18 protein-coding genes and 1 pseudogene are annotated in these 17,424 nt (G+C 69.3%); 7 read left to right on the top strand and 12 right to left on the bottom strand.

Annotation, left to right across the window (positions count from 1 at the left end; translation table 11 throughout):
- The coding region (locus ACWD3C_RS28295; RefSeq protein WP_451148720.1) for a sigma-70 family RNA polymerase sigma factor at positions 1 to 1,850 on the bottom strand (1,850 nt) is incomplete at its 3' end.
- A gap of 221 nt (positions 1,851 to 2,071) precedes the next feature.
- Here ACWD3C_RS28295 and ACWD3C_RS28290 point away from each other — a divergent pair.
- From ACWD3C_RS28290 to ACWD3C_RS28280, 3 genes and pseudogenes are all read left to right on the top strand, one after another.
- Positions 2,072 to 2,488 (top strand): SsgA family sporulation/cell division regulator, encoded by a 417-nt coding sequence (locus ACWD3C_RS28290; protein ID WP_451148718.1) that lies wholly within the window; start codon positions 2,072 to 2,074, stop codon positions 2,486 to 2,488.
- 147 nt (positions 2,489 to 2,635) lie between these two features.
- Positions 2,636 to 3,820 carry an abortive phage infection protein gene (locus tag ACWD3C_RS28285; RefSeq protein ID WP_451148716.1) on the top strand — a complete coding sequence of 395 codons (1,185 nt, stop codon included), beginning with the start codon at positions 2,636 to 2,638 and terminating at the stop codon, positions 3,818 to 3,820.
- A 43-nt stretch (positions 3,821 to 3,863) separates the two neighbouring features.
- Positions 3,864 to 4,031: pseudogene (locus ACWD3C_RS28280) on the top strand (nucleoside deaminase); the annotation flags it as partial.
- A gap of 151 nt (positions 4,032 to 4,182) precedes the next feature.
- Here the strand turns inward: ACWD3C_RS28280 and ACWD3C_RS28275 are convergent.
- Positions 4,183 to 4,599, bottom strand: a complete 417-nt coding sequence (locus ACWD3C_RS28275) for a DUF7848 domain-containing protein (protein ID WP_451148714.1) — start codon at positions 4,597 to 4,599, stop codon at positions 4,183 to 4,185.
- On the bottom strand, positions 4,596 to 4,748 hold the full coding sequence (locus tag ACWD3C_RS28270; protein WP_451148712.1) for a hypothetical protein: 153 nt from the start codon (positions 4,746 to 4,748) through the stop codon (positions 4,596 to 4,598). The genes ACWD3C_RS28275 and ACWD3C_RS28270 overlap by 4 nt, the downstream gene beginning before the upstream one ends.
- A gap of 162 nt (positions 4,749 to 4,910) precedes the next feature.
- Between ACWD3C_RS28270 and ACWD3C_RS28265 the strand changes: the two genes are divergently transcribed.
- Genes ACWD3C_RS28265 through ACWD3C_RS28255 form a run of 3 tightly spaced genes read left to right on the top strand, consistent with a single transcriptional unit; the run spans position 4,911 to position 6,368 of the window.
- Positions 4,911 to 5,873 (top strand): helix-turn-helix domain-containing protein, encoded by a 963-nt coding sequence (locus ACWD3C_RS28265; RefSeq protein ID WP_451148710.1) that lies wholly within the window; start codon positions 4,911 to 4,913, stop codon positions 5,871 to 5,873.
- Positions 5,776 to 5,976: a DUF397 domain-containing protein gene (locus ACWD3C_RS28260; protein ID WP_451148770.1), complete on the top strand. Its 201-nt coding sequence runs from the start codon at positions 5,776 to 5,778 to the stop codon at positions 5,974 to 5,976. The genes ACWD3C_RS28265 and ACWD3C_RS28260 overlap by 98 nt, the downstream gene beginning before the upstream one ends.
- Positions 5,946 to 6,368 (top strand): DoxX family protein, encoded by a 423-nt coding sequence (locus tag ACWD3C_RS28255; protein ID WP_451148708.1) that lies wholly within the window; start codon positions 5,946 to 5,948, stop codon positions 6,366 to 6,368. The genes ACWD3C_RS28260 and ACWD3C_RS28255 overlap by 31 nt, the downstream gene beginning before the upstream one ends.
- A gap of 154 nt (positions 6,369 to 6,522) precedes the next feature.
- Here the strand turns inward: ACWD3C_RS28255 and ACWD3C_RS28250 are convergent, their stop codons facing one another.
- Complete coding sequence (locus tag ACWD3C_RS28250; RefSeq protein ID WP_451148706.1) at positions 6,523 to 6,921, bottom strand: SRPBCC domain-containing protein; 399 nt, start codon at positions 6,919 to 6,921, stop codon at positions 6,523 to 6,525.
- Between the two features lie 58 nt (positions 6,922 to 6,979).
- Positions 6,980 to 7,108 (bottom strand): hypothetical protein, encoded by a 129-nt coding sequence (locus ACWD3C_RS28245; RefSeq protein WP_451148704.1) that lies wholly within the window; start codon positions 7,106 to 7,108, stop codon positions 6,980 to 6,982.
- A 271-nt stretch (positions 7,109 to 7,379) separates the two neighbouring features.
- Here ACWD3C_RS28245 and ACWD3C_RS28240 point away from each other — a divergent pair, with 271 nt between their 5' ends.
- Entirely contained in the window at positions 7,380 to 8,540 is a 1,161-nt protein-coding gene (locus tag ACWD3C_RS28240; RefSeq protein ID WP_451148702.1) for an RNA-guided endonuclease InsQ/TnpB family protein, read from the top strand.
- Positions 8,541 to 8,724: 184 nt separating this feature from the next.
- Here ACWD3C_RS28240 and ccsB read toward each other — a convergent pair whose 3' ends face one another.
- The 7 genes from ccsB to hemL form a co-directional block, all read right to left on the bottom strand.
- A complete protein-coding gene (gene ccsB, locus ACWD3C_RS28235) occupies positions 8,725 to 9,825 on the bottom strand; it encodes a c-type cytochrome biogenesis protein CcsB (RefSeq protein WP_451148700.1) in 1,101 nt (366 codons plus the stop codon).
- Complete coding sequence (gene resB / locus ACWD3C_RS28230) at positions 9,822 to 11,696, bottom strand: cytochrome c biogenesis protein ResB (RefSeq protein WP_451148698.1); 1,875 nt, start codon at positions 11,694 to 11,696, stop codon at positions 9,822 to 9,824. Before resB ends, ccsB begins: the two co-directional genes overlap by 4 nt.
- A gap of 3 nt (positions 11,697 to 11,699) precedes the next feature.
- Entirely contained in the window at positions 11,700 to 12,494 is a 795-nt protein-coding gene (locus ACWD3C_RS28225; RefSeq protein WP_451148696.1) for a cytochrome c biogenesis CcdA family protein, read from the bottom strand.
- Between the two features lie 6 nt (positions 12,495 to 12,500).
- Complete coding sequence (locus tag ACWD3C_RS28220; RefSeq protein WP_451148694.1) at positions 12,501 to 13,145, bottom strand: TlpA family protein disulfide reductase; 645 nt, start codon at positions 13,143 to 13,145, stop codon at positions 12,501 to 12,503.
- 124 nt (positions 13,146 to 13,269) lie between these two features.
- Positions 13,270 to 14,604 carry a hypothetical protein gene (locus tag ACWD3C_RS28215; RefSeq protein ID WP_451148692.1) on the bottom strand — a complete coding sequence of 445 codons (1,335 nt, stop codon included), beginning with the start codon at positions 14,602 to 14,604 and terminating at the stop codon, positions 13,270 to 13,272.
- A gap of 212 nt (positions 14,605 to 14,816) precedes the next feature.
- A complete protein-coding gene (locus ACWD3C_RS28210; RefSeq protein WP_451148690.1) occupies positions 14,817 to 15,491 on the bottom strand; it encodes a histidine phosphatase family protein in 675 nt (224 codons plus the stop codon).
- The gene (hemL, locus tag ACWD3C_RS28205) at positions 15,488 to 16,807 is read right to left on the bottom strand and encodes a glutamate-1-semialdehyde 2,1-aminomutase (protein WP_451148688.1); all 1,320 of its coding nucleotides are present in this window, start codon (positions 16,805 to 16,807) and stop codon (positions 15,488 to 15,490) included. Before hemL ends, ACWD3C_RS28210 begins: the two co-directional genes overlap by 4 nt.
- Between the last annotated feature and the right edge of the window lie 617 nt (positions 16,808 to 17,424).

The following is a 17,424-nucleotide window of genomic DNA, read 5'->3' as shown; positions in this document are numbered from 1 at the left end:
GGGGACTCCCCCTCCGGCGACTCCGCCCCAGGAACCTCATAACCCGGGAGTTCGCCCTCCGGACCCACGGCCTCAGGAGCTTCAACCTCCGGGGACTGCCCCTCCGGGCACTCCACTTCGGGATCTTCCGTTTCCGGCGCCTCCGTGTCCGGGGCGTCGGTTCCCGGAGTCTCCGCGTCCGGAGAGTCCGCCTCCCCGCCCCCGGTCCCGGGGGTCTCGTCCGCGGGTGTTTCCGGCTCTTCGTCCGCGGGCGTTCCCGGCTCTTCGTCCGCTGGACCGGTATCGGGCTCGGAACCGGAACCCGCATCGGACTCGGATCCTGAACCGGACTCGGAGTCGGACTCGGCCCCGGCCCCGGCCCCGGACTCGGACTCGGACTCGGACTCGGACTCGGACTCGGACTCGGACTCGGACTCGGCAGGCGGCATACCCGAGTTACCCGGTGCAGTTCCGTCCTGCGGCCGACCGTCCGCCCCTGCATCCTCGTCCGCCGGCCCACCCGGGGCCGGCGTAGGCTCGCCCGCGGACTCCGCGTCGGCCACGACGGTCCCGGTCCCGCCGGTGCCGGCCGAGGACGCGGCCTCACCGCTCGCCCGGTCCTCAGTCACGTCGGTCTCGTCAGTCACGTCGGCGGATGCGTCACGTTCCTCGGGTATCTCCGCGACCGTACCGTCCGACGGACGCACCACCGGCGCCTCCGCCAACGGCACCCGCTCGCGGGCTGCTGACGGCGAGTCACCCGTGCCGAGTGCGATCACGGCCGCGAGGGCGGCGCCCGCGACGGCCGCGCCGACCGCGATCGCCGTGGGCACCTTCGCCCCGCCCGTGCCGGTCACGGCGTGACGCGCCGCGTGCAACAACCCGCCACCGTGCCCACCCACAGCGGCCACCGCACCCCCGGCCCCGCCGCCGACCCCACCCGCCGCAGCCGCCGCCCCACCGGACCCACCGGCCGCGACCCCCGCACCACCGGCGCCACCAGCCACAACCCCCACACCAACGGACCCCGCAGCAACACCCCCCGTCACAAAGGGAAGCAGGAACTTGCCCGCGCCGCCCACGACGAAGACGAGCAGGGCGGGGCCGGCCAGCGCGGGCAGGCGGTCGTTCGCGCGCATCAGGGCGGCGAGCCGGGCTCGGCAGTCGTCGCAGCCGTCCACGTGGCCGAGGAGTTGCCCGGACTGCCGGGATGTCGCGGTACCGCGCACGTAAGCGGGCATGCGCCCCCAGTGGGCCTCGCACGCGGGGTCGGCCGGGACGCCGGACTGGGCGCGCAGAAACGCCTGGCGCATGCCTTCACGGGCCCGGTGCAGAAGTACCGCCGTGGCGCCCTGCTTGGCACCGATGCGCCGCCCCACCGCCTCCAGCGGCTGCCCCTCGGCCTCCGCCAGCCACAGTGCCTCCACCCAGCGCTCGGGCAGTTGGCCCAGCACCCGTACCAGCAGGTCGACCGACGACACCTGCTCGGCCGGGTCGCCGTCGCGCACCCCGCCCTCGGCCCGACCAGCCCGCTCGGCCCGGTCGGCGGCCCACGGCCCCTGCGGGTCCTGAGGATCCTGCGGGGTCTCGCGCGCGGCGCTGCTGCCCGCGGCGGCCGCGAGATGCCGCACCGTCGTCATCAGATACGCCGGTACGTTGTCGATCTCGTGCCCCGCGGAGAGCCGCCGCCACACGCGGAAGTGCGCCTCCGCGACGAGGTCTTCGGCCGTCCAGGAGTTCCTGGTGAGCGAGCGGGCGTACGCGACGAGACGCGGCTGCTGCTCCTCGAAGATCCGGGTGTACGCGACGGTGGCGGACGCGGATGCAGATGCGGACGCCGGTGCCGACATCGCGACGGGACCGTCGGTCATGGAAGGAACACTCCAGTTGGAGTACGAAGGCAGAGGCAAGGACGATTTTGTAAGGCTAGTTGGCGAAAAACTCAAGTAATCACGGAAGGTGACACAGGTCACAGAAGGTGACTCCCGCGGTGGCGTAATACGCGGCCCCTCCGCGAGGTCGAGAAGGCGATCGGCCCAACTGGTCCACGCCCCTCCGCCTCCACGCCCCTCCACCGAATCGGAGTCCCCTCATGCACATCACCCTGGAACAGCCCGCCCGCGCCCGCCTGATCACCCCCGAGTACCTCGAACTCCCGGTGCCCGCCACCCTGCGCTACGACTCCACCGACCCACTCGCCATGCACATCGACTTCCCGGCCGACACCTCGGCCGACGGCGAGTGCGTGACGTGGACGTTCGCCCGCGCGCTTCTGGAGGAGGGGCTGAGCATGCCCGCCGGAATCGGCGACGTGCACATCTGGCCGTGCGGACCGTTCCGTACGGTCGTGGAGGTCCACTCGCCGCTGGGCATGGCCATGATCCGGTTCGACACGGCTGCCCTCCACCGCTTCCTGCGCCGCTCGTACTCCGTCGTCGCGCCGGGCAGAGAGGACCTGGAACCAGCCCTCGACCGCGGCCTCACATCCCTGCTCGTCGACGGAGTCTGACGCCGTGCGGACGTACAGCGAACGTACGACATGGCCGCATGGCGCGGATGTCTCATACCTTCGTCCCCCACCCGTAGACCATCGGCCGACACCGATCACCGCACCCGCTTCCCAGACTGGGGTCAACTCACTGCGAAGAGGGGGAAGATGAACATCAGCCGAGCACGATTCCTGGGCCTGACGGCAGGCATGACCGCAGGCATGACCGCAGGCATGACCGCGGCCGCAGGCGGGGTCTCCCTGCTGTCCGCCGGACCGGCCGCGGCCAGTACCAGCACCAGCACCGCCGCCCCCAACACAGGCCGCCGCCCCGGCCTGACCTACCGAGGCGTCGTGTACGAAGTCGGAGCGGGCGAGACCCCCGGCACCGCCTGGCACCCCCACCGCATGCGCGCCGACATGCACGCGATACGGCACGACCTGCACGCCACCTCCGTCAAGATCACCGGCGACGGCGTGGACCGCCTCACCGCCACCGCCGCCGAGGCGGCCGAACGCGGGCTGCGTGTCTGGCTGGAGCCGACCCTGGGCGACGTACCCGAGCCCGAGATCCTCGACCACCTCGCCGAGACGGGCCGCTTCGCCGAGCGACTGCGGCGACAGGGCGCCGATGTACATCTGAGCGTCGGCTGCGAGTTCTGGCTGTTCGTTCCCGGCATCGTCCCCGGCGAGGACGTCCGCGAACGCATCGACAACCTCCTGAACGGCAACTTCGACCCCGTGCGCATGCTGCGGGAACTGCGCCGCTTCACCGCCCGTGCCGCCGCCGTCGGCCGCTCCGTCTTCCAGGGCCGGCTGGCGTACGCGGCGGCCGACGACGAGGCCCTCGAATGGACCGACTGGGATCTCTTCGACATCGTCGGCGTCGACTACTACGGCTACCACCGCACCCACGCGGCCTACATCCGCGACCTGAGCCGCTTCGTACGTATCCGGCGCCGCAAGCCGCTGGCCGTCATGGAGTTCGGCTGCTGCACGTTCGAGGGGGCGCCGGAAGAGGGTGGCATGGGCTGGAACGTGGTCGACTTCGACAAGGAACCGCCCGAGATCAAGGGTGACCTGGTTCGCAGCGAGCGGACGCAGGCCGCGTACGTGACGGATGTGCTGGCGGCCTTCGAGGCGCTCGGCCTCTACGCGGCCCACGCCTTCACCTTCGTCAGCCCCGATGCCCCGCATCGCCCCGACGCTCCCCGGTACGACCTCGACCTGGCGAGTTACGCGCTGGTGAAACCCCTCAAGGACGACCCTGACGACCCGTCGTCGGAGTGGCACTGGGAGCCGAAGGAGTCGTTTCACGCGCTCGCGGGAGCGTACGGGAGGGCGGCCTGCTAGGTGGCACGTTGCCCCGGTGCTTCCGCCGATGGAGAGTGAACCCATGGATCAGGCACAGGCCCGCGCATGGCTCGCCACCGCCGTCGCCGAGGCCCGCGCCGGGCTCGCCGAGGGCGGTATCCCCATCGGCGCCGCGCTGTACGGCGCGGACGGCACGCTCCGCGGCCGCGGCCACAACCGCCGCGTCCAGCCCGCGGACAACCCCACCATCCAGCCGGACTGACCAGGACCTGTCCGGAGTCCCCCCGCGGCGAAACGCGGGCCCCGAAAGGCAATTGGCCGCTTTGGCTCAGCGGGGAGGGTCGCGACCAGGCCTTTCCGGGGGTCGGTCGCGAGCCAAAGCGGCCAATTGCCCAGGTTGCTCAGGGCTGCTGCTCCAGTACCGCGTAGTCGCCGAAGCTTCGGCGGTAGCGAAGGTGCCGGGTCTCCTGCGTGTGTCTGCGCTGCCACTCCTCCACGTCCGCCGGGTCGTGCAGTACGCCGGACTCGGCGCCGCACTCGGCCTCGTCCCCGGAGACGCACCGCGCCTCGTACTCCGTTGCCCCCAGCGCGTCCTGCACGATCGTGTACGGCACGTAGCGGAAGACCCGGCGGGGCGTGGCCACGCCGCCGTGTTCGCGCCGCTGGTGGTGGCGCAGGAGCACGTTTGCGTCGGTCTCGGCGCTGCGGTCGTACAGGGCGCGGGCCCGTTCCCGCCGTGCGGCGAACCCCGCGCATGTCTCGCAGCCGGGGACGGGGGCGGGCGGGCGGTCCAGCTCCTCTGCCTGACGCTGCGTCACAGCCCGCTCCCCACCGGGGCGTTGATCATCTCCATCGCCCGCACCCCCCAGGAGCGCATCTTCCTGCGACGGGGCGCCACCGCCCGGCCGCCACCCCCGGCCGCCTGCGACGACGCCGTACCCACTGCCTGGTTCGCCGTTTTCCTCATGCGCGTCTCCTCACTTGTTCTGCCATCCGGTCATTACGACAATCACGCCCGCAGAGCCGGACAGCCGATTACTCTGGGTGCAACCAGCGTTGCCCAGCGAGACGGCGGGAATCAATGGCTGGCGCGTGACAATTACCAACTGTCACAAAGGGGCGGACACCTGTGAGTCGACGACGCAATGCCGAAACGGGGGCGGCGGTCACCACCGCCGCCGTGTTCGGGGAGGTACTGAAGCACTACCGGGAGGAAGCCGGGCTCACCCAGGCGGAGCTGGCCGCACGGATTCCCTGCGACCGCTCGCATGTGGCGCGAGTTGAGGCGGGCACGCGGGTACCGCAGGACACGTTCGCGAGGCGATGCGACGAACTGCTCCGCACGGGTGGGGTGTTGGTGAAGTTGTGGGGGCGGATCGAGTGGTATCCGGAGGTTCACCATCCGGACTGGTTCGAACGCAGGGCGGAGATGGATGCGAAAGCGGTGGCTCTGCGGGAGTATCAAGAGAGGGTCATTCCGGGCTTGTTGCAGGCATCGGGCTACGCACACGCGCTGCTCTCCGAGGTCGCGAGCCGCGACGAGGTGGAGGATCGCGTCCGGGCCCGGCTGAGCCGCCAGCCGCGCTTCTTGGCCGACGGCGGCCCGCTGTACGTCGCCGTCCTGGACGAGAGCTGTCTGCGCAACGCGGTAGGAAGCCCGGAGGTCATGCGCGACCAGTGCGCCCATCTGCTGAACGTCGGACAGCGCCCCAACATCCGTATCCAGGTGGCCCCTGCCGGACTTTTCGGTCCCGTTCGACCCAAGAGTTCGATGTCGTTGATCAAGCTGTCCGACGGGCGCGAATGGGTGTACTCGGAGTCGCTGGAACGTGGCCATTTCAACGACGATCCGGCCGTCTTCGCACGCCACAGCCAGACCTATGATGTGCTCAGGGCGGACATCCCGTCAGCCCGCGAGTCCGCCGCTCTGATCAGCGACGTGATGGAGGGGTACGAGCACGATGGACAGTCACGAACTCGGCGCGGCACGCTGGATCAAGAGCAGCTACAGCGGCAACGACGGCGGCAACTGCATCGAAATCGCCCCCGCTATCCCCACCACCGTCCCCGTCCGCGACAGCAAAAACCCTGACGGCCCCGCCCTCCTCCTCTCCCGTGTGGCATGGTCGGCGTTCGTAAGCGCCGTACAGCACCAGGAGACTCGATGCCCGACACACGGACGGCCTCTCGGCTGAACCAGTTGAACCAGTACCAGCCGCTCGCCCTCGCAGGGTTCCGTATCGTCATCGGGCTGCTCTTCGCCGTGCAGGGGGCGGCGTCGCTGTTCGGGGTACTCGGCCGGGAGGCGGAGAGTGTCGGCGGGTGGCCGTACTGGTACGCGGCGTTGATCGAGCTCGTGTGCGGGACACTGGTGATGGTGGGCCTGGGGACGCGGGCCGCCGCGTTCCTGGCCTCCGGGGCCATGGCGTACGCGTACTTCACGGTGCACCAGCCGGATGGGCTGTTCCCCCTTCAGAACAAGGGGGAGAGCCCCGCGTTGTACTGCTGGGCCTTCTTGCTGCTCGTCTTCACCGGGCCGGGCGGGCTGTCCCTGGGACGCCGTCTGGGCACGCCGCTCGATGCCTGAGGCGTCACGACCCCCACACCAACACCATGCGACCAGGACCTTCTGACGTTCCGTTCAAACCCGCCACCCACCGGCTTGGCAGGACGCGTGGCCGACGAGGGGGAGCCGCCAGAGCCGAAGCCGTCATCAAGCACCCCACCGTCCAGCCAGGGGTCTATCCGGCGCCCAGCACCTCCAGCAGCCGTTCGAAGCGTTCGCGCCAGGGAGGCGGCTCACGAGCGCCTCGGTACTCGTTCGTGAACCGGAGCGTGGTACCGCTGGGGTGCGCGGGCTCCAGGTGGAACCGGAGGCGGCCCTCCCTGTCCACGGTGTACTCGGCGACCCGCTCCACGTCCCACGCGGTGATCCGCCCCTCCCCCAGGTCACGCAGCGTGATCGCGCCCCCAAGGTGGGGTTCGAGGAGGTCGGCCGGGGTGAACCAGGCCGCGAGCCCGTCCCGCGTGGCCAGCGCGGGCCAGACCGTCTCCATAGGCCGGGGAAGCCGCACCAGGAAGTGGAGGATGTGGATGTTCCCGTGGGTCTGGCTGATGCCCTGTTCGATGGAACCGGTCATAGCACCAGCCTGACTCTGCCAGGGACGATTCGCACCTCCTACGGGCGCTGACCTGCGTCTACGGTCGATGATCCGCCTTGTCGACGACCGCCCCCTCCAGCACGGCGCTGCGTCCGGTGACCGAGTCGGCTTTGATGACGCCGTCGCAGACCTCGCCGCGGTTGGTCTTGACGTCCTTGAGGACCACCTCCCGGGTGCCGAAGGAGTCAGCGTCTCCTTGTCGAAGATCAGCTCGCTTCGGCTGATCCCCTTCTCGTCCACGTACGCGACGGCGACCCCGTGCCGTCCGACGGTGTCCACCGAGTCGCCGCGTCTGCTGTGTGCCGGGCGGGGAGCGTCCGTACGGCTACCCGGCACAGCAGAGGGAATACGAGCAGCTGCCCTACTGATCACCGGATGGGGTGATCGCCGGATGAATGGCGGCCGTGTGTGTGGTGGTCGCACTACGGTCCGATGTCATGAAGCTGGTGGTGCGCGTGAAGCTGCTGCCGACGCCCAGGCAGGCGTCGGCCCTGGAGGCAACCCTGCGTGCCTGCAACCGGGCTGCCACCTACGCCTCGCAGGTTGCATTCGCCAGGGAGCTGAAGGACCGCAATGCTCTACAGAAGGCGGTGTACACAGATCTGAAGGCGACGTTCGGGCTGTCGGCGCAGCCGGTGGTGCGGGCGGTGAAGAAGGTCGTCGACGCCTACGCGGCTCTGAAAGCCAACCTGCAGGCCGGGAATCTGGGACCGTCCGCCTCGAAGCGGTACCGCAGGGCGGTCAGTATGCCGATCCTCTTCCGCCTGGACGCGGCCCAGCCGTTCGATGACCGCTGTCTGTCCTGGCAGTACGACGCACGCACCGTCTCCATCTGGACCGTGGACGGGCGGATGAAGGGCATCCGGTTCGCCTGCTCGGCCAACCAACTCAAGACGCTCGTGACCCACCGCAAGGGCGAGAGTGACCTCGTCCAGCGCGACGGAAAGTGGTTCCTGATCGCCACCTGCGACATCCCGGATCCCGACGTGTACGAGCCGGTCGACTGGATCGGAGTCGACCGGGGCATCGTGAATCTCGCCACCACCTCCGACGGCACCAACCACCAGGGCCGCCGCCTGGGCCGCTACCGGCGCTGGCAGGGGCGCAAACGCGCCGAACTCCAGGCCAGGGAGACCCGCTCGGCCACCCGCCGTCTCGCCCACCGCGCACAGAAGGAGAAGCGCCATGCCACCCATGTGAACCATCGGATCAGCAAGGAGATCGTGTCCTTCGCCCAACGCACCGGTCGCGGCATCGCCGTCGAGCAACTCGACGGCATCCGCGAGCGGGTACGGCTACGCCGCGACCAGCGGGGCACTCTCTCTTCCTGGCCCTTCCACCAACTTGGCGAGCATCTGAAGTACAAGGCCCGCAAGGCGGGGGTGCCGTTCATCAACGTGGATCCGGCCTACACATCGCAGCGCTGCCCGCGCTGCGGCCACACCGAGCGCGCCAACCGGTCCGCTCGGGACCACTTCTGCTGTCGTCGGTGCGGCCTCGCTGGACCTGCCGATCACGTCGCCGGGGTCAACGTGCGCAACCGGGCACGCTCGGCGTGGGCATTTGTCACCATGCCCGTCCCCGCACTGGGTGGATAGCCAACCGGTGGAGGGAGATGCGACCCGTGACCGTCCCGTCGTAGGGGGCAGTCGGGAGCGCGATCCGGTGTGAACCAAGCCGAGTCTGTGCAAACTCGGCTTGGTTCACGGCCGAGAAGATGACGCCGTAGTAGTTGAACAGCGCCAGGTAGGCGGCTCTGCGGTCTTGCTCGCGCCTAGAGCACTACACACCCGCGTAGGAATGCTTGCCGCTGACGAAGATATTGACGCCGTAGTAGTTGAACAGCCAGCAGCCGAAGGCGATGAGCGCGATGTACGCGGCCTTGCGGCCCTTCCAGCCGGCCGTGGCGCGGGCGTGCAGGTAGCAGGCGTAGGCGACCCAGGTGATGAAGGACCAGGTCTCCTTGGGGTCCCAGCCCCAGTAACGGCCCCACGCGTCGCCCGCCCAGATGGCGCCCGCGATGATCGTGAACGTCCACAGCGGGAAGACGGCGGCGTTGACGCGGTACGAGAACTTGTCGAGCGTGGCCGAGGCGGGCAGCCGCTCCAGGACGGAGGTGGCGAAACGGCCGGGCGTACCCCCGCCGGCCAGCTTGTTCTCGTACGAGTCCTTGAAGAGGTAGAGGATCGTGCCGACCGCGCCCACGTAGAAGACGGCGCCGCAGAAGATCGCGGTGGAGACGTGGATGTAGAGCCAGTACGAGTGGAGGGCGGGAACCAACTGGTCGCTGGCGGTGTACAAGACAGTGACGGCGAGACCGAGATCGAGGAGGACCGTGGTGATCAGGGGGAGGCCCAGCCAGCGGATGTTCTTCCGCAGCGCGAGGAGGGCGAGGTACACGCCGACGGCGACGGTGGAGAAGGTGATGTTGAACTCGTACATGTTGCCCCACGGCGCCCGCTGCACCGAGAGCGCACGGCAGAGCACACCGCCGAACTCGATGACGAAGGCGAGCGCGGTGAGGGACACGGCGATACGGCCGTAGAGGTCGCCCTGCTCGTCCCCGCCGTGCGCCCCGGGCCCGTCCGGCACGTCACGGGCACCGGCGGCGGCCCGCACGACGACCTTCGGCCGCTCCAGTACGGCGGTGGAGCCGCCCTTCTTCACGGTGACCGCGGGGGCGTCGGCCTTCTGTGCCTTCTGTGCCTTCTGTGCCTTCGTCGCGGTGAGCGCGGCGGCGGTACGGCCGACCTTGCTGCGGCTCCCGAAGAGCCATTCGGCGATGTACGCGAAGAAGGCCAGCGTGTAGACGGCCATCGCGGAGTAGATCAGCGTGTTGCTGATGCTCGCGAGGTTCTCGTTGGTCGCGGCGGCGAACGTCACTGCTTGTCAGCCCCTTCGGCAGGTACGGCGTGGGGGTCGGGCGCGGGGTCCCCCGGCTCGGGGTCTGGCTCGGGCGCGGGCTCCGGCTCGGGCGCGGGCGCGGGCGCGGGCTCCGGCTCCGGCTCCGGCTCCGGCTCGGGCTCCGGCTCGGGCTCCGGCTCTGGATCGGTTGCGGTCGGGGCCTGGTCGTGGACCAGGGCCGCCAAGTCCCCCAGCTCCTCCGGGAGCTTCGCGGACTCGCTGCGGCCGAGGCCGGCCATCTCGACGACCGTCACGCCGTCGGAGCCGGTCGTGGCGCGAACCCATACGCGGCGGCGCTGGATGAAGAGGGAGGCGGCGAGGCCGAGGATGGCGACGATGGAGCCGGTGAGGGCCCAGCCGCTGCCGGGCTGCTGGGTGATCTGGAAGTTGGCCCACTCCTTGACGCCCTTCTCGAAGGTGACCGAGCCGGCGCCGTTCGGGAGTTCCAGGGTCTCGCCGGGCAGCAGCCGCTGTGTGAGCAGCTTGCCGTCGGTGTCCTTGAACTCCTTCATATGGGTCTTGTCGAGCTGGTACACGCTCTTCGGGACGCCCGAGTTGACGCCGAGGTCGCCGTGGTAGGCGGACAGGGCCAGGACCGGGAAGTCGAGCGCGGGGAACTGGGAGAGCATGTCGCCCTGGCCCGCGCCCGCGAAGGTCGGCACGAAGAAGGCGTTGAAACCGAGCTGTTCCTTCTCGCCCTCGGCATTGCGGTAGCCGTCGAGGACCTTGATCGCACCGGAGGAGGTGACATTGGAGTCGAGCGGCAGCAGCGGCACGGCATCGCTGTGGACGACCTTGCCCTCGCCGTCCCGGACGGTGACGACGGGTGCGTAACCGTGAGCGGTCAGGTAGACCTTCGAGTCGCCGATCTCCAGCGGCTCGTTGACCTTGACCGTGGTCCGCTGCTCCTCGCCGTCGGCGCCCACGCTGTAGGTGAGGTCGGCCTCGTAGGTGCGCGGGGTGCCCCGGTTGGGGCCCGTCCGCTCGTACGTGCCCGTGAAGCTCTTCAGGTCGAAGCTGAACGGGTTGAGGTCGTCGACGGAGAAGAGGTTGCCGGACTTGAAGTCGTCGTACTGGGTGAGGGTGTTGGCGAAGCCGTCGCCCTCGACGATCAGCTTGTTGCCCTCGGACTTGAAGAGCTGGCCCCAGGCGAAGGCGATGAGCATCACGATCAGCGCCAGGTGGAAGGCGAGGTTGCCGACCTCCCGGAGGTAGCCCTTCTCGGCGGCGACGGCGTCCCCGGCCACGTGCGAGCGGTAGCGGCGCTGCTTGAGCACCTTCAAGGCGACCTCGCGCACCTGCTCGGGCTCGGCCTCGGTGCGCCAGGTCGTGTACGCGGGCAGCCGGGTCAGCCTGCGCGGCGCCCCCGGCGGACGGCCGCGCAGCTGCCCGACGAACTGCCAGGTGCGGGGCACGATGCAGCCGATGAGCGAGACGAACAGGAGGATGTAGATCGCCGAGAACCACACGGAGCTGTACACGTGGAACAGCCCGAGCTTCTCGTAGAGGGGCCCGAGGGTCTCGTGCCGGTCCATGAAGTCGGCGACCCGCGTCTCGTCCTGCCCCGACTGCGGGATCAGCGAGCCCGGGATCGCCGCGAGCGACAGCAGGAACAGCAGCAGCAGCGCGACCCGCATGGAGGTCAGCTGCCGCCAGAACCAGCGCGCCCAGCCGATGAGGCCCAGCGAGGGCAGGTTGGGGGCGTCGTCCTTGGAGGCGTCGTCCTTGGGGGCGGTGGAGAGCTGGGATCCGGCGGCGCCGAGGTCACCGTCCTCGGCGGCACTGGCCTTGGCCTTGTTCTCGGCCTTGGTCTCTGTGGTCGCCTCGGCCTTGGTCTCTGTGTTGCTCATGGATCAGATCCCCACCGTGAAACCGTTGGACCAGACCTGCATCTCCTGCACGATGCGGTCCCAGGCACCGGTCAGCAGGAGCAGGCCGGTAAAGATCATCATTCCGCCGCCGATCCGCATCACCCACACGTAGTGACGCTTGACCCAGCCGAAGGCACCGAGCGCTTTACGGAAGGCGACTGCGGCGACGACGAAGGGCACACCCAGGCCGAGACAGTACGCGACGGTCAGTACGGCCCCGCGTCCGGCGCTCGCCTGGCTGGAGGAGAGTGCCAGCACGGAGGCGAGGGTCGGGCCGATACAGGGCGTCCAACCGATGCCGAAGAGCGCGCCGAGGACGGGGGCGCCCACGAGCCCGGTGGTCGGCCGCGTGTGGAAGCGGAACTCACGCTGGGTCAGCCAGGGCATCATCCCCATGAAGAAGACACCCATGAGGATCATGAGTACGCCCAGCACCTTGGACAGGGTGCCCTGGTGCTCCTGGAGCGTCGAACCGAAGTACCCGAACAGTGCGCCGCCGGAGACGAACACCGCTGTGAAGCCGAGCACGAACAGCGAGGCGCCGACCACCATCCGCCCCCGTCGCGCTTCCGCGAGGTCCGTGCCGCTCACTCCGGTGACGTACGAGAGATAGCCGGGCACCAGCGGCAGCACACAGGGCGAGAAGAAGGAGACGAGCCCGCCGAGGACGGCGACCGGCACGGCGAGCAGCAGGGCCCCGCTGAGCACCGTCTGGTTCGTGTCAGTGACTGCGGCAAGGCTCGTGAGGGTCGTGGGCGCGGTGGCGAGGAGGGACACGAGCGGTCACTTCTCCGCGAGGATCGGCTCGATCATCTTGCGGAGCTTGTCCTCGCTGAGCGCCTGCAGCGAGCGTGCGGCGACCTTCCCGTCCCGGTCGATGACGAGCGTGGAGGGGATCGCCTGCGGGTTGAGCGTGCCCTTCTCGAAGCGGAGCATCAGCTTGCCCGTGGGGTCGTACAGGCTCGGGTACGTGACCTCGTACTCCTCCTCGAAGGCCAGCGCGGGACGGGTGCTGGTGTCGCGGGTGTTGATCCCGACGAACTGCACGCCCTGGTCCGCGAGGTCCTCGGAGACCTTGACGAGGTTGGCCGCCTCGGCGCGGCACGGCGAGCACCACGAGCCCCACACGTTGACGACGACGATCTTGCCCTGGTACGCGGAGCCGACGTCGAGTTCCTCGCCCTCAAGGGTCTTGCCGGAGAGGTCGGGGGCGTCGGCCCGCTCGCCCTTCTTCACGGTCGCGATGCCGTCGGTCCCGGTCACGAACCCGGTCCCGCCGCTGCCTCCCTCGGTCCCTCCGCTCGTACACGCGGACAGGACGAGCGCCGCGACCGCGGCCGAGGAGGTGAGCAGGACGCGACTGCTGCGGCTCCGGGACGTGCGGGACGTGCGGTTCGAGCGCTGGGGGGCATGGCTGGCGGCACTCATGTGAAAAGTTTCGCATGTCCATTTCGAGGATCTTCCGCACCCCCCTCAAGGGCTCCTCCAAGGACTCCCCAAGGACTCCCCAAGGACTGCTCAAGGACGGAAAACCTCACTTCAGGCGCTCATTTCAGGCGGCCGCCGCGGACCCGGCCGTCGGCTGCCCGGCCGACTGCTTCCCGGCGTCCGCGAGGAACTCCTTCCAGCCGCCCACGGGCTCCTGCCCGACCCCGAGCGTCCGGAGCCTGGCCACCACGTCGGGCTTCTGCACGTCCAGCCAGTCCACGAACTGCCGGAAGGAGACGATGCGTATGTCCCCGCCCTTCCCCTTCTCACGTGCGATGTGCTTGAGGGTCTCCTCGACGGCGTCCATGTAGATGCCGCCGTTCCACTCCTCGAAGTGGTTGCCGATGAAGAAGGGCGCCCGGTTCGTCTCGTACGCCCGCTGGAACCCGGCGACGTACGCGCCCGTCGCCTGCTCCCGCCAGCCCGGATAGTTGGCGGGCGGGGCCTGGGTGGAGTTGATCGACTGGTTGGCGAGGATGTTGTAATCCATCGAGAGCACCTCGAAGGTGTGCCCCGGGAACGGTATGCCCTGCAGCGGCAGGTCCCATATGCCCTGCTTCTTCGCCGGCCAGATCTGGAGGCCGCCGGGCGAGGAGGCGTCGTACCGCCAGCCGAGTTCGCGCGCCGTCGGCAGCAGGTTGTCCTGCCCGAGCAGGCACGGGGTGCGTCCGCCGACGAGTTCCTTGTCGTAGTCGAAGGGCAGCGGCTCGACGTCGGTCCAGCCGGTGTTGGTCCGCCACTCCTTGACGAACGCCTTCGCCTGGTCGATCTCGCTGCGCCACTGCTGTGGCGTCCAGTGGGCGACCGAGCCGTGGGCGTCGCCGCAGAAGTGGCCGTTGAAGTGGGTGCCTATCTCGTGGCCGTCGAGCCAGGCCCGACGGATGTGCCCGAGCGTCGACTTGATGTGCTCGTCCGTCAGATACCCGATGTCGGAGGCGCCGGGCGCGTTGTTCGGCGGAAGGTATACGCGCTTTTTCGACTCCGGGAGGAGGTAGAGCCCGGAGAGGAAGAAGGTCATGTGCGCGCCGTGCTCCCGGCCGGCCTTCAGGAACCGCTCGAAGAGCCCGTTGCCCACATCGCCGGCCCCGTCCCAGGAGAAGACGACGAACTGCGGCGGCGCCTCCCCCGCCTCCAGCGGACGCGGCTTCTCCGGCTGGTTCGGCTGCGCGCCGGTGTTCGCGGTGGACCCGTCCCCGAGGGGCTTGACCTGCCGCCCCCGCTTGTTCCCCGACTCCCCCGGCTTCCCTGGCTTCCCCGGCCCGCCCGACTTGCCCGGCTTCCCCGAGGAGCCCTCCGCACCGCTCGACCCGCCCGTCAGCCCCGTACCGCAGGCTCCCAGCCCCAGCCCGGCGGCCGCCGCGCCGAGTCCGATCATTCCCCTGCGCGTCATCTCGCCCATTTCGTCCCCTACTTCCCTATCCGCCGACTACATCCCCAATAAGGCGAAGGTCAGCTTTTTAGAGGTTCGGGGTGGGAGTGGGGTTCCGCCGGGCCGCCGCCTATTTCAGAGCTGTTACGTTCCTGTGGGGCGGCTATGGAAACACACCGAAAAGCCGTACGTCCGCGAGAGAGACATACGGCTTACGGGGTTCCGCTTGGACGTCTGGAGCGTTACGCCCCGAATGCCTTGTCCTTGCCCTTCACCGGCTTGGCGCCCGCCAGCAGATGGGCCGGAACGAGATCGCGCGCGGGCTCGCTGTATCCCACGGACACGATCTTGTCGTCCTGGTAGGTGAAGGTCGTCAGCGAGGCGAGCGTGCACTGCCGCTTGCGCGGGTCGTGCCACAGCCGCCGCCGCTCGACGTACGACCGCACGATCCAGATCGGCAGCTGATGACTGACGAGCACGGCCTCGTGCCCCCGCGCCGCGTCCTTGGCGGCGTCCAGCGCCCCCATCATCCGTACGACCTGGTCGAAGTAGGGCTCACCCCACGACGGCTTGAACGGATTGACGAGATGCTTCCAGTTCTCGGGCCGCCGCAGGGCACCGTCCCCCACCCCGAAGGTCTTGCCCTGGAAGACGTTCTCGGCCTCGATGAGCCGCGCGTCGCTGTGGAGGTCGAGCCCGTGCGCCTTGGCGATCGGGGTCGCGGTCTCCTGGGCCCGCTCCAGCGGGGACGCGACGACGTGGGTGACGTCCCGGGAGGCGAGATGCTCGGCGACCCGCTCGGCCATGCGCCGCCCGAGCTCGGAGAGGTGGTAGCCGGGGAGTCTGCCGTACAGGACCCCCTCCGGGTTGGCGACCTCGCCGTGCCGCATCAGATGTACGACGGTGATGTCACTCATGCCTGTGTGGCCTCCGCTGCTGCCCGCGCCGCCGCCGGAAGGGCGTCGGCGATCCGCTGAACCGCCCGCTCGTCATGGGCGGTCGACACGAACCACGACTCGAAGGACGACGGCGGCAGATAGACGCCCTGCGCCAGCATCGAGTGGAAGAAGGCGTTGAAGCGGTACGACTCCTGCGCCTTGGCGTCCTCGTAGTTCCGCACGGGCTTGTCCGTGAAGAAGACGGAGAACATGTTGGAGGCGTTCTGCAGGGTGTGGACGACACCCTCCTTGGCGAGTGCCTCCGTGACGAGCGTACGGATCTGCACCGATACGGCGTCGACCTTGTCGTACGCCGCCTCGTCGAGCAGCCGCAGCTGCGCGAGCCCGGCGGCGGTGGCGACCGGGTTCCCGGAGAGGGTGCCGGCCTGGTAGACGGGCCCGGCGGGCGCCAGGTGAGCCATCACGTCCGCGCGCCCCCCGAAGGCGGCGGCGGGGAAGCCACCGCCCATGACCTTGCCGAAGGTCATGAGGTCGGGCCGTACCCCGTCGATCCCGAACCACCCGGCGCGGCTGGTCCGGAAGCCGGTCATGACCTCGTCGGAGATGTAGAGCGCGCCGTTCGCCGAGCAGAGGTCCTTGAGGCCCTGGTTGAAACCGGGCATCGGCGGCACGACGCCCATGTTGCCCGGCGAGGCCTCGGTGATGACGCAGGCGATGTCGCCGGGGTGGGCGGCGAAGGCGGCGCGGACGGCGTCGAGGTCGTTATAGGGGAGAACGATGGTGTCCCCGGCCTGCGCACCCGTCACACCCGGGGTGTCGGGAAGGGCGAAGGTAGCGACGCCGCTCCCCGCCGCGGCGAGCAGCGAGTCGACGTGCCCGTGATAGCACCCGGCGAACTTGATCACCTTGCTGCGCCGGGTGAAGCCGCGGGCGAGCCGGATGGCGGACATGGTGGCCTCGGTCCCGCTGGAGACGAGTCGCACCTGTTCGAGGGGCTCGATCCGGCCGACCATCTCCTCGGCGAGCGCGACCTCGCCCTCACCGGGCGTACCGAAGGAGGTGCCGCGCGAGACGGCGTCCTGGACGGCGGCGATGACGTCGGGGTGGGAGTGCCCGAGGATCATGGGCCCCCAGGAACACACAAGATCGACGTACTCGCGCCCGTCGGCGTCGGTCAGATACGGACCGGTACCGGACACCATGAACCGGGGCGTACCGCCCACGGCGCGAAAGGCGCGCACGGGAGAGTTCACGCCACCGGGCGTGACGGCCTCCGCGCGCTCGAAAAGAGTCTGCGAAACCGGGGCTTCGTATGAATAGGGTCCTTGGGGCATGACCTGCGCTTTCTCCAACTTCTCCGACTCCGTCGCCAGTGACCCCTTCAGCGTAGGTCAGGGCCCTCCGGCCACTGGGCGGAAGATCTCAGCCACGGGGCCCTCCGGTGAACGGGCCACCGGGACGATGACCGCACGTCGGCCTTCAGCCGTCTGAGAGACTGGGGGCTTCGTACGGAAAGCTCGCACAAGCCATGGTGTCAGAGGCTGCGAAGATCTTGCGGACAGGTGTTTCAACGCACGTTTCGGCGGGCGGCCGTGGGGGAGGTCACTGACACGATGATCGGGTTGCACGGCGGGGGCCACGCGCCCTAGAAAAGCAGTCGGGTGGAGATATGCATCGCGGTGGCGGACTGGGCGAGGGGACCGGTGACCTCGGCCCCCGGCGTGCCCGGCGGGGAAGGCACCGGCGCGACGCGGAGGAAGCGGCAGAGGCATCACGACAGGCACAGGGCACGTCTGACACCCCGGGTAATACTTCGGGTACCTCCTCGGGCGGCACGTCGGGTAGCTCCTCGGGCGGCACGTCGAGTGCCACTTCGGGCGGCAACCCGGGTGGCAACCCGGGTGGGAGTCCAGTCGGCAACCCTGGCGGCAGCCCCGGTGGCAGTCCAGCC

Source organism: Streptomyces sp. NPDC002845, assembly GCF_053591955.1.
The sequence above is the reverse complement of the archived record's forward strand: the minus strand, read 5'-3'. Positions and strand labels throughout refer to the sequence as shown.

Bases quoted from the DNA above. Each gene is read 5' to 3' on its own strand.
- ACWD3C_RS28285 (WP_451148716.1), top strand. From the start codon at position 2,636: ATGAACATCAGCCGAGCACGATTCCTGGGCCTGACGGCAGGCATGACC.
- ACWD3C_RS28290 (WP_451148718.1), top strand. From the start codon at position 2,072: ATGCACATCACCCTGGAACAGCCCGCCCGCGCCCGCCTGATCACCCCC.
- ACWD3C_RS28220 (WP_451148694.1), bottom strand. From the start codon at position 13,145: ATGAGTGCCGCCAGCCATGCCCCCCAGCGCTCGAACCGCACGTCCCGC.
- hemL (WP_451148688.1), bottom strand. From the start codon at position 16,807: ATGCCCCAAGGACCCTATTCATACGAAGCCCCGGTTTCGCAGACTCTT.
- resB (WP_451148698.1), bottom strand. From the start codon at position 11,696: ATGAGCAACACAGAGACCAAGGCCGAGGCGACCACAGAGACCAAGGCC.
- ACWD3C_RS28250 (WP_451148706.1), bottom strand. From the start codon at position 6,921: ATGACCGGTTCCATCGAACAGGGCATCAGCCAGACCCACGGGAACATC.
- ACWD3C_RS28270 (WP_451148712.1), bottom strand. From the start codon at position 4,748: ATGAGGAAAACGGCGAACCAGGCAGTGGGTACGGCGTCGTCGCAGGCG.
- ACWD3C_RS28255 (WP_451148708.1), top strand. From the start codon at position 5,946: ATGCCCGACACACGGACGGCCTCTCGGCTGAACCAGTTGAACCAGTAC.
- ACWD3C_RS28210 (WP_451148690.1), bottom strand. From the start codon at position 15,491: ATGAGTGACATCACCGTCGTACATCTGATGCGGCACGGCGAGGTCGCC.
- ACWD3C_RS28215 (WP_451148692.1), bottom strand. From the start codon at position 14,604: ATGGGCGAGATGACGCGCAGGGGAATGATCGGACTCGGCGCGGCGGCC.
- ACWD3C_RS28240 (WP_451148702.1), top strand. From the start codon at position 7,380: ATGAAGCTGGTGGTGCGCGTGAAGCTGCTGCCGACGCCCAGGCAGGCG.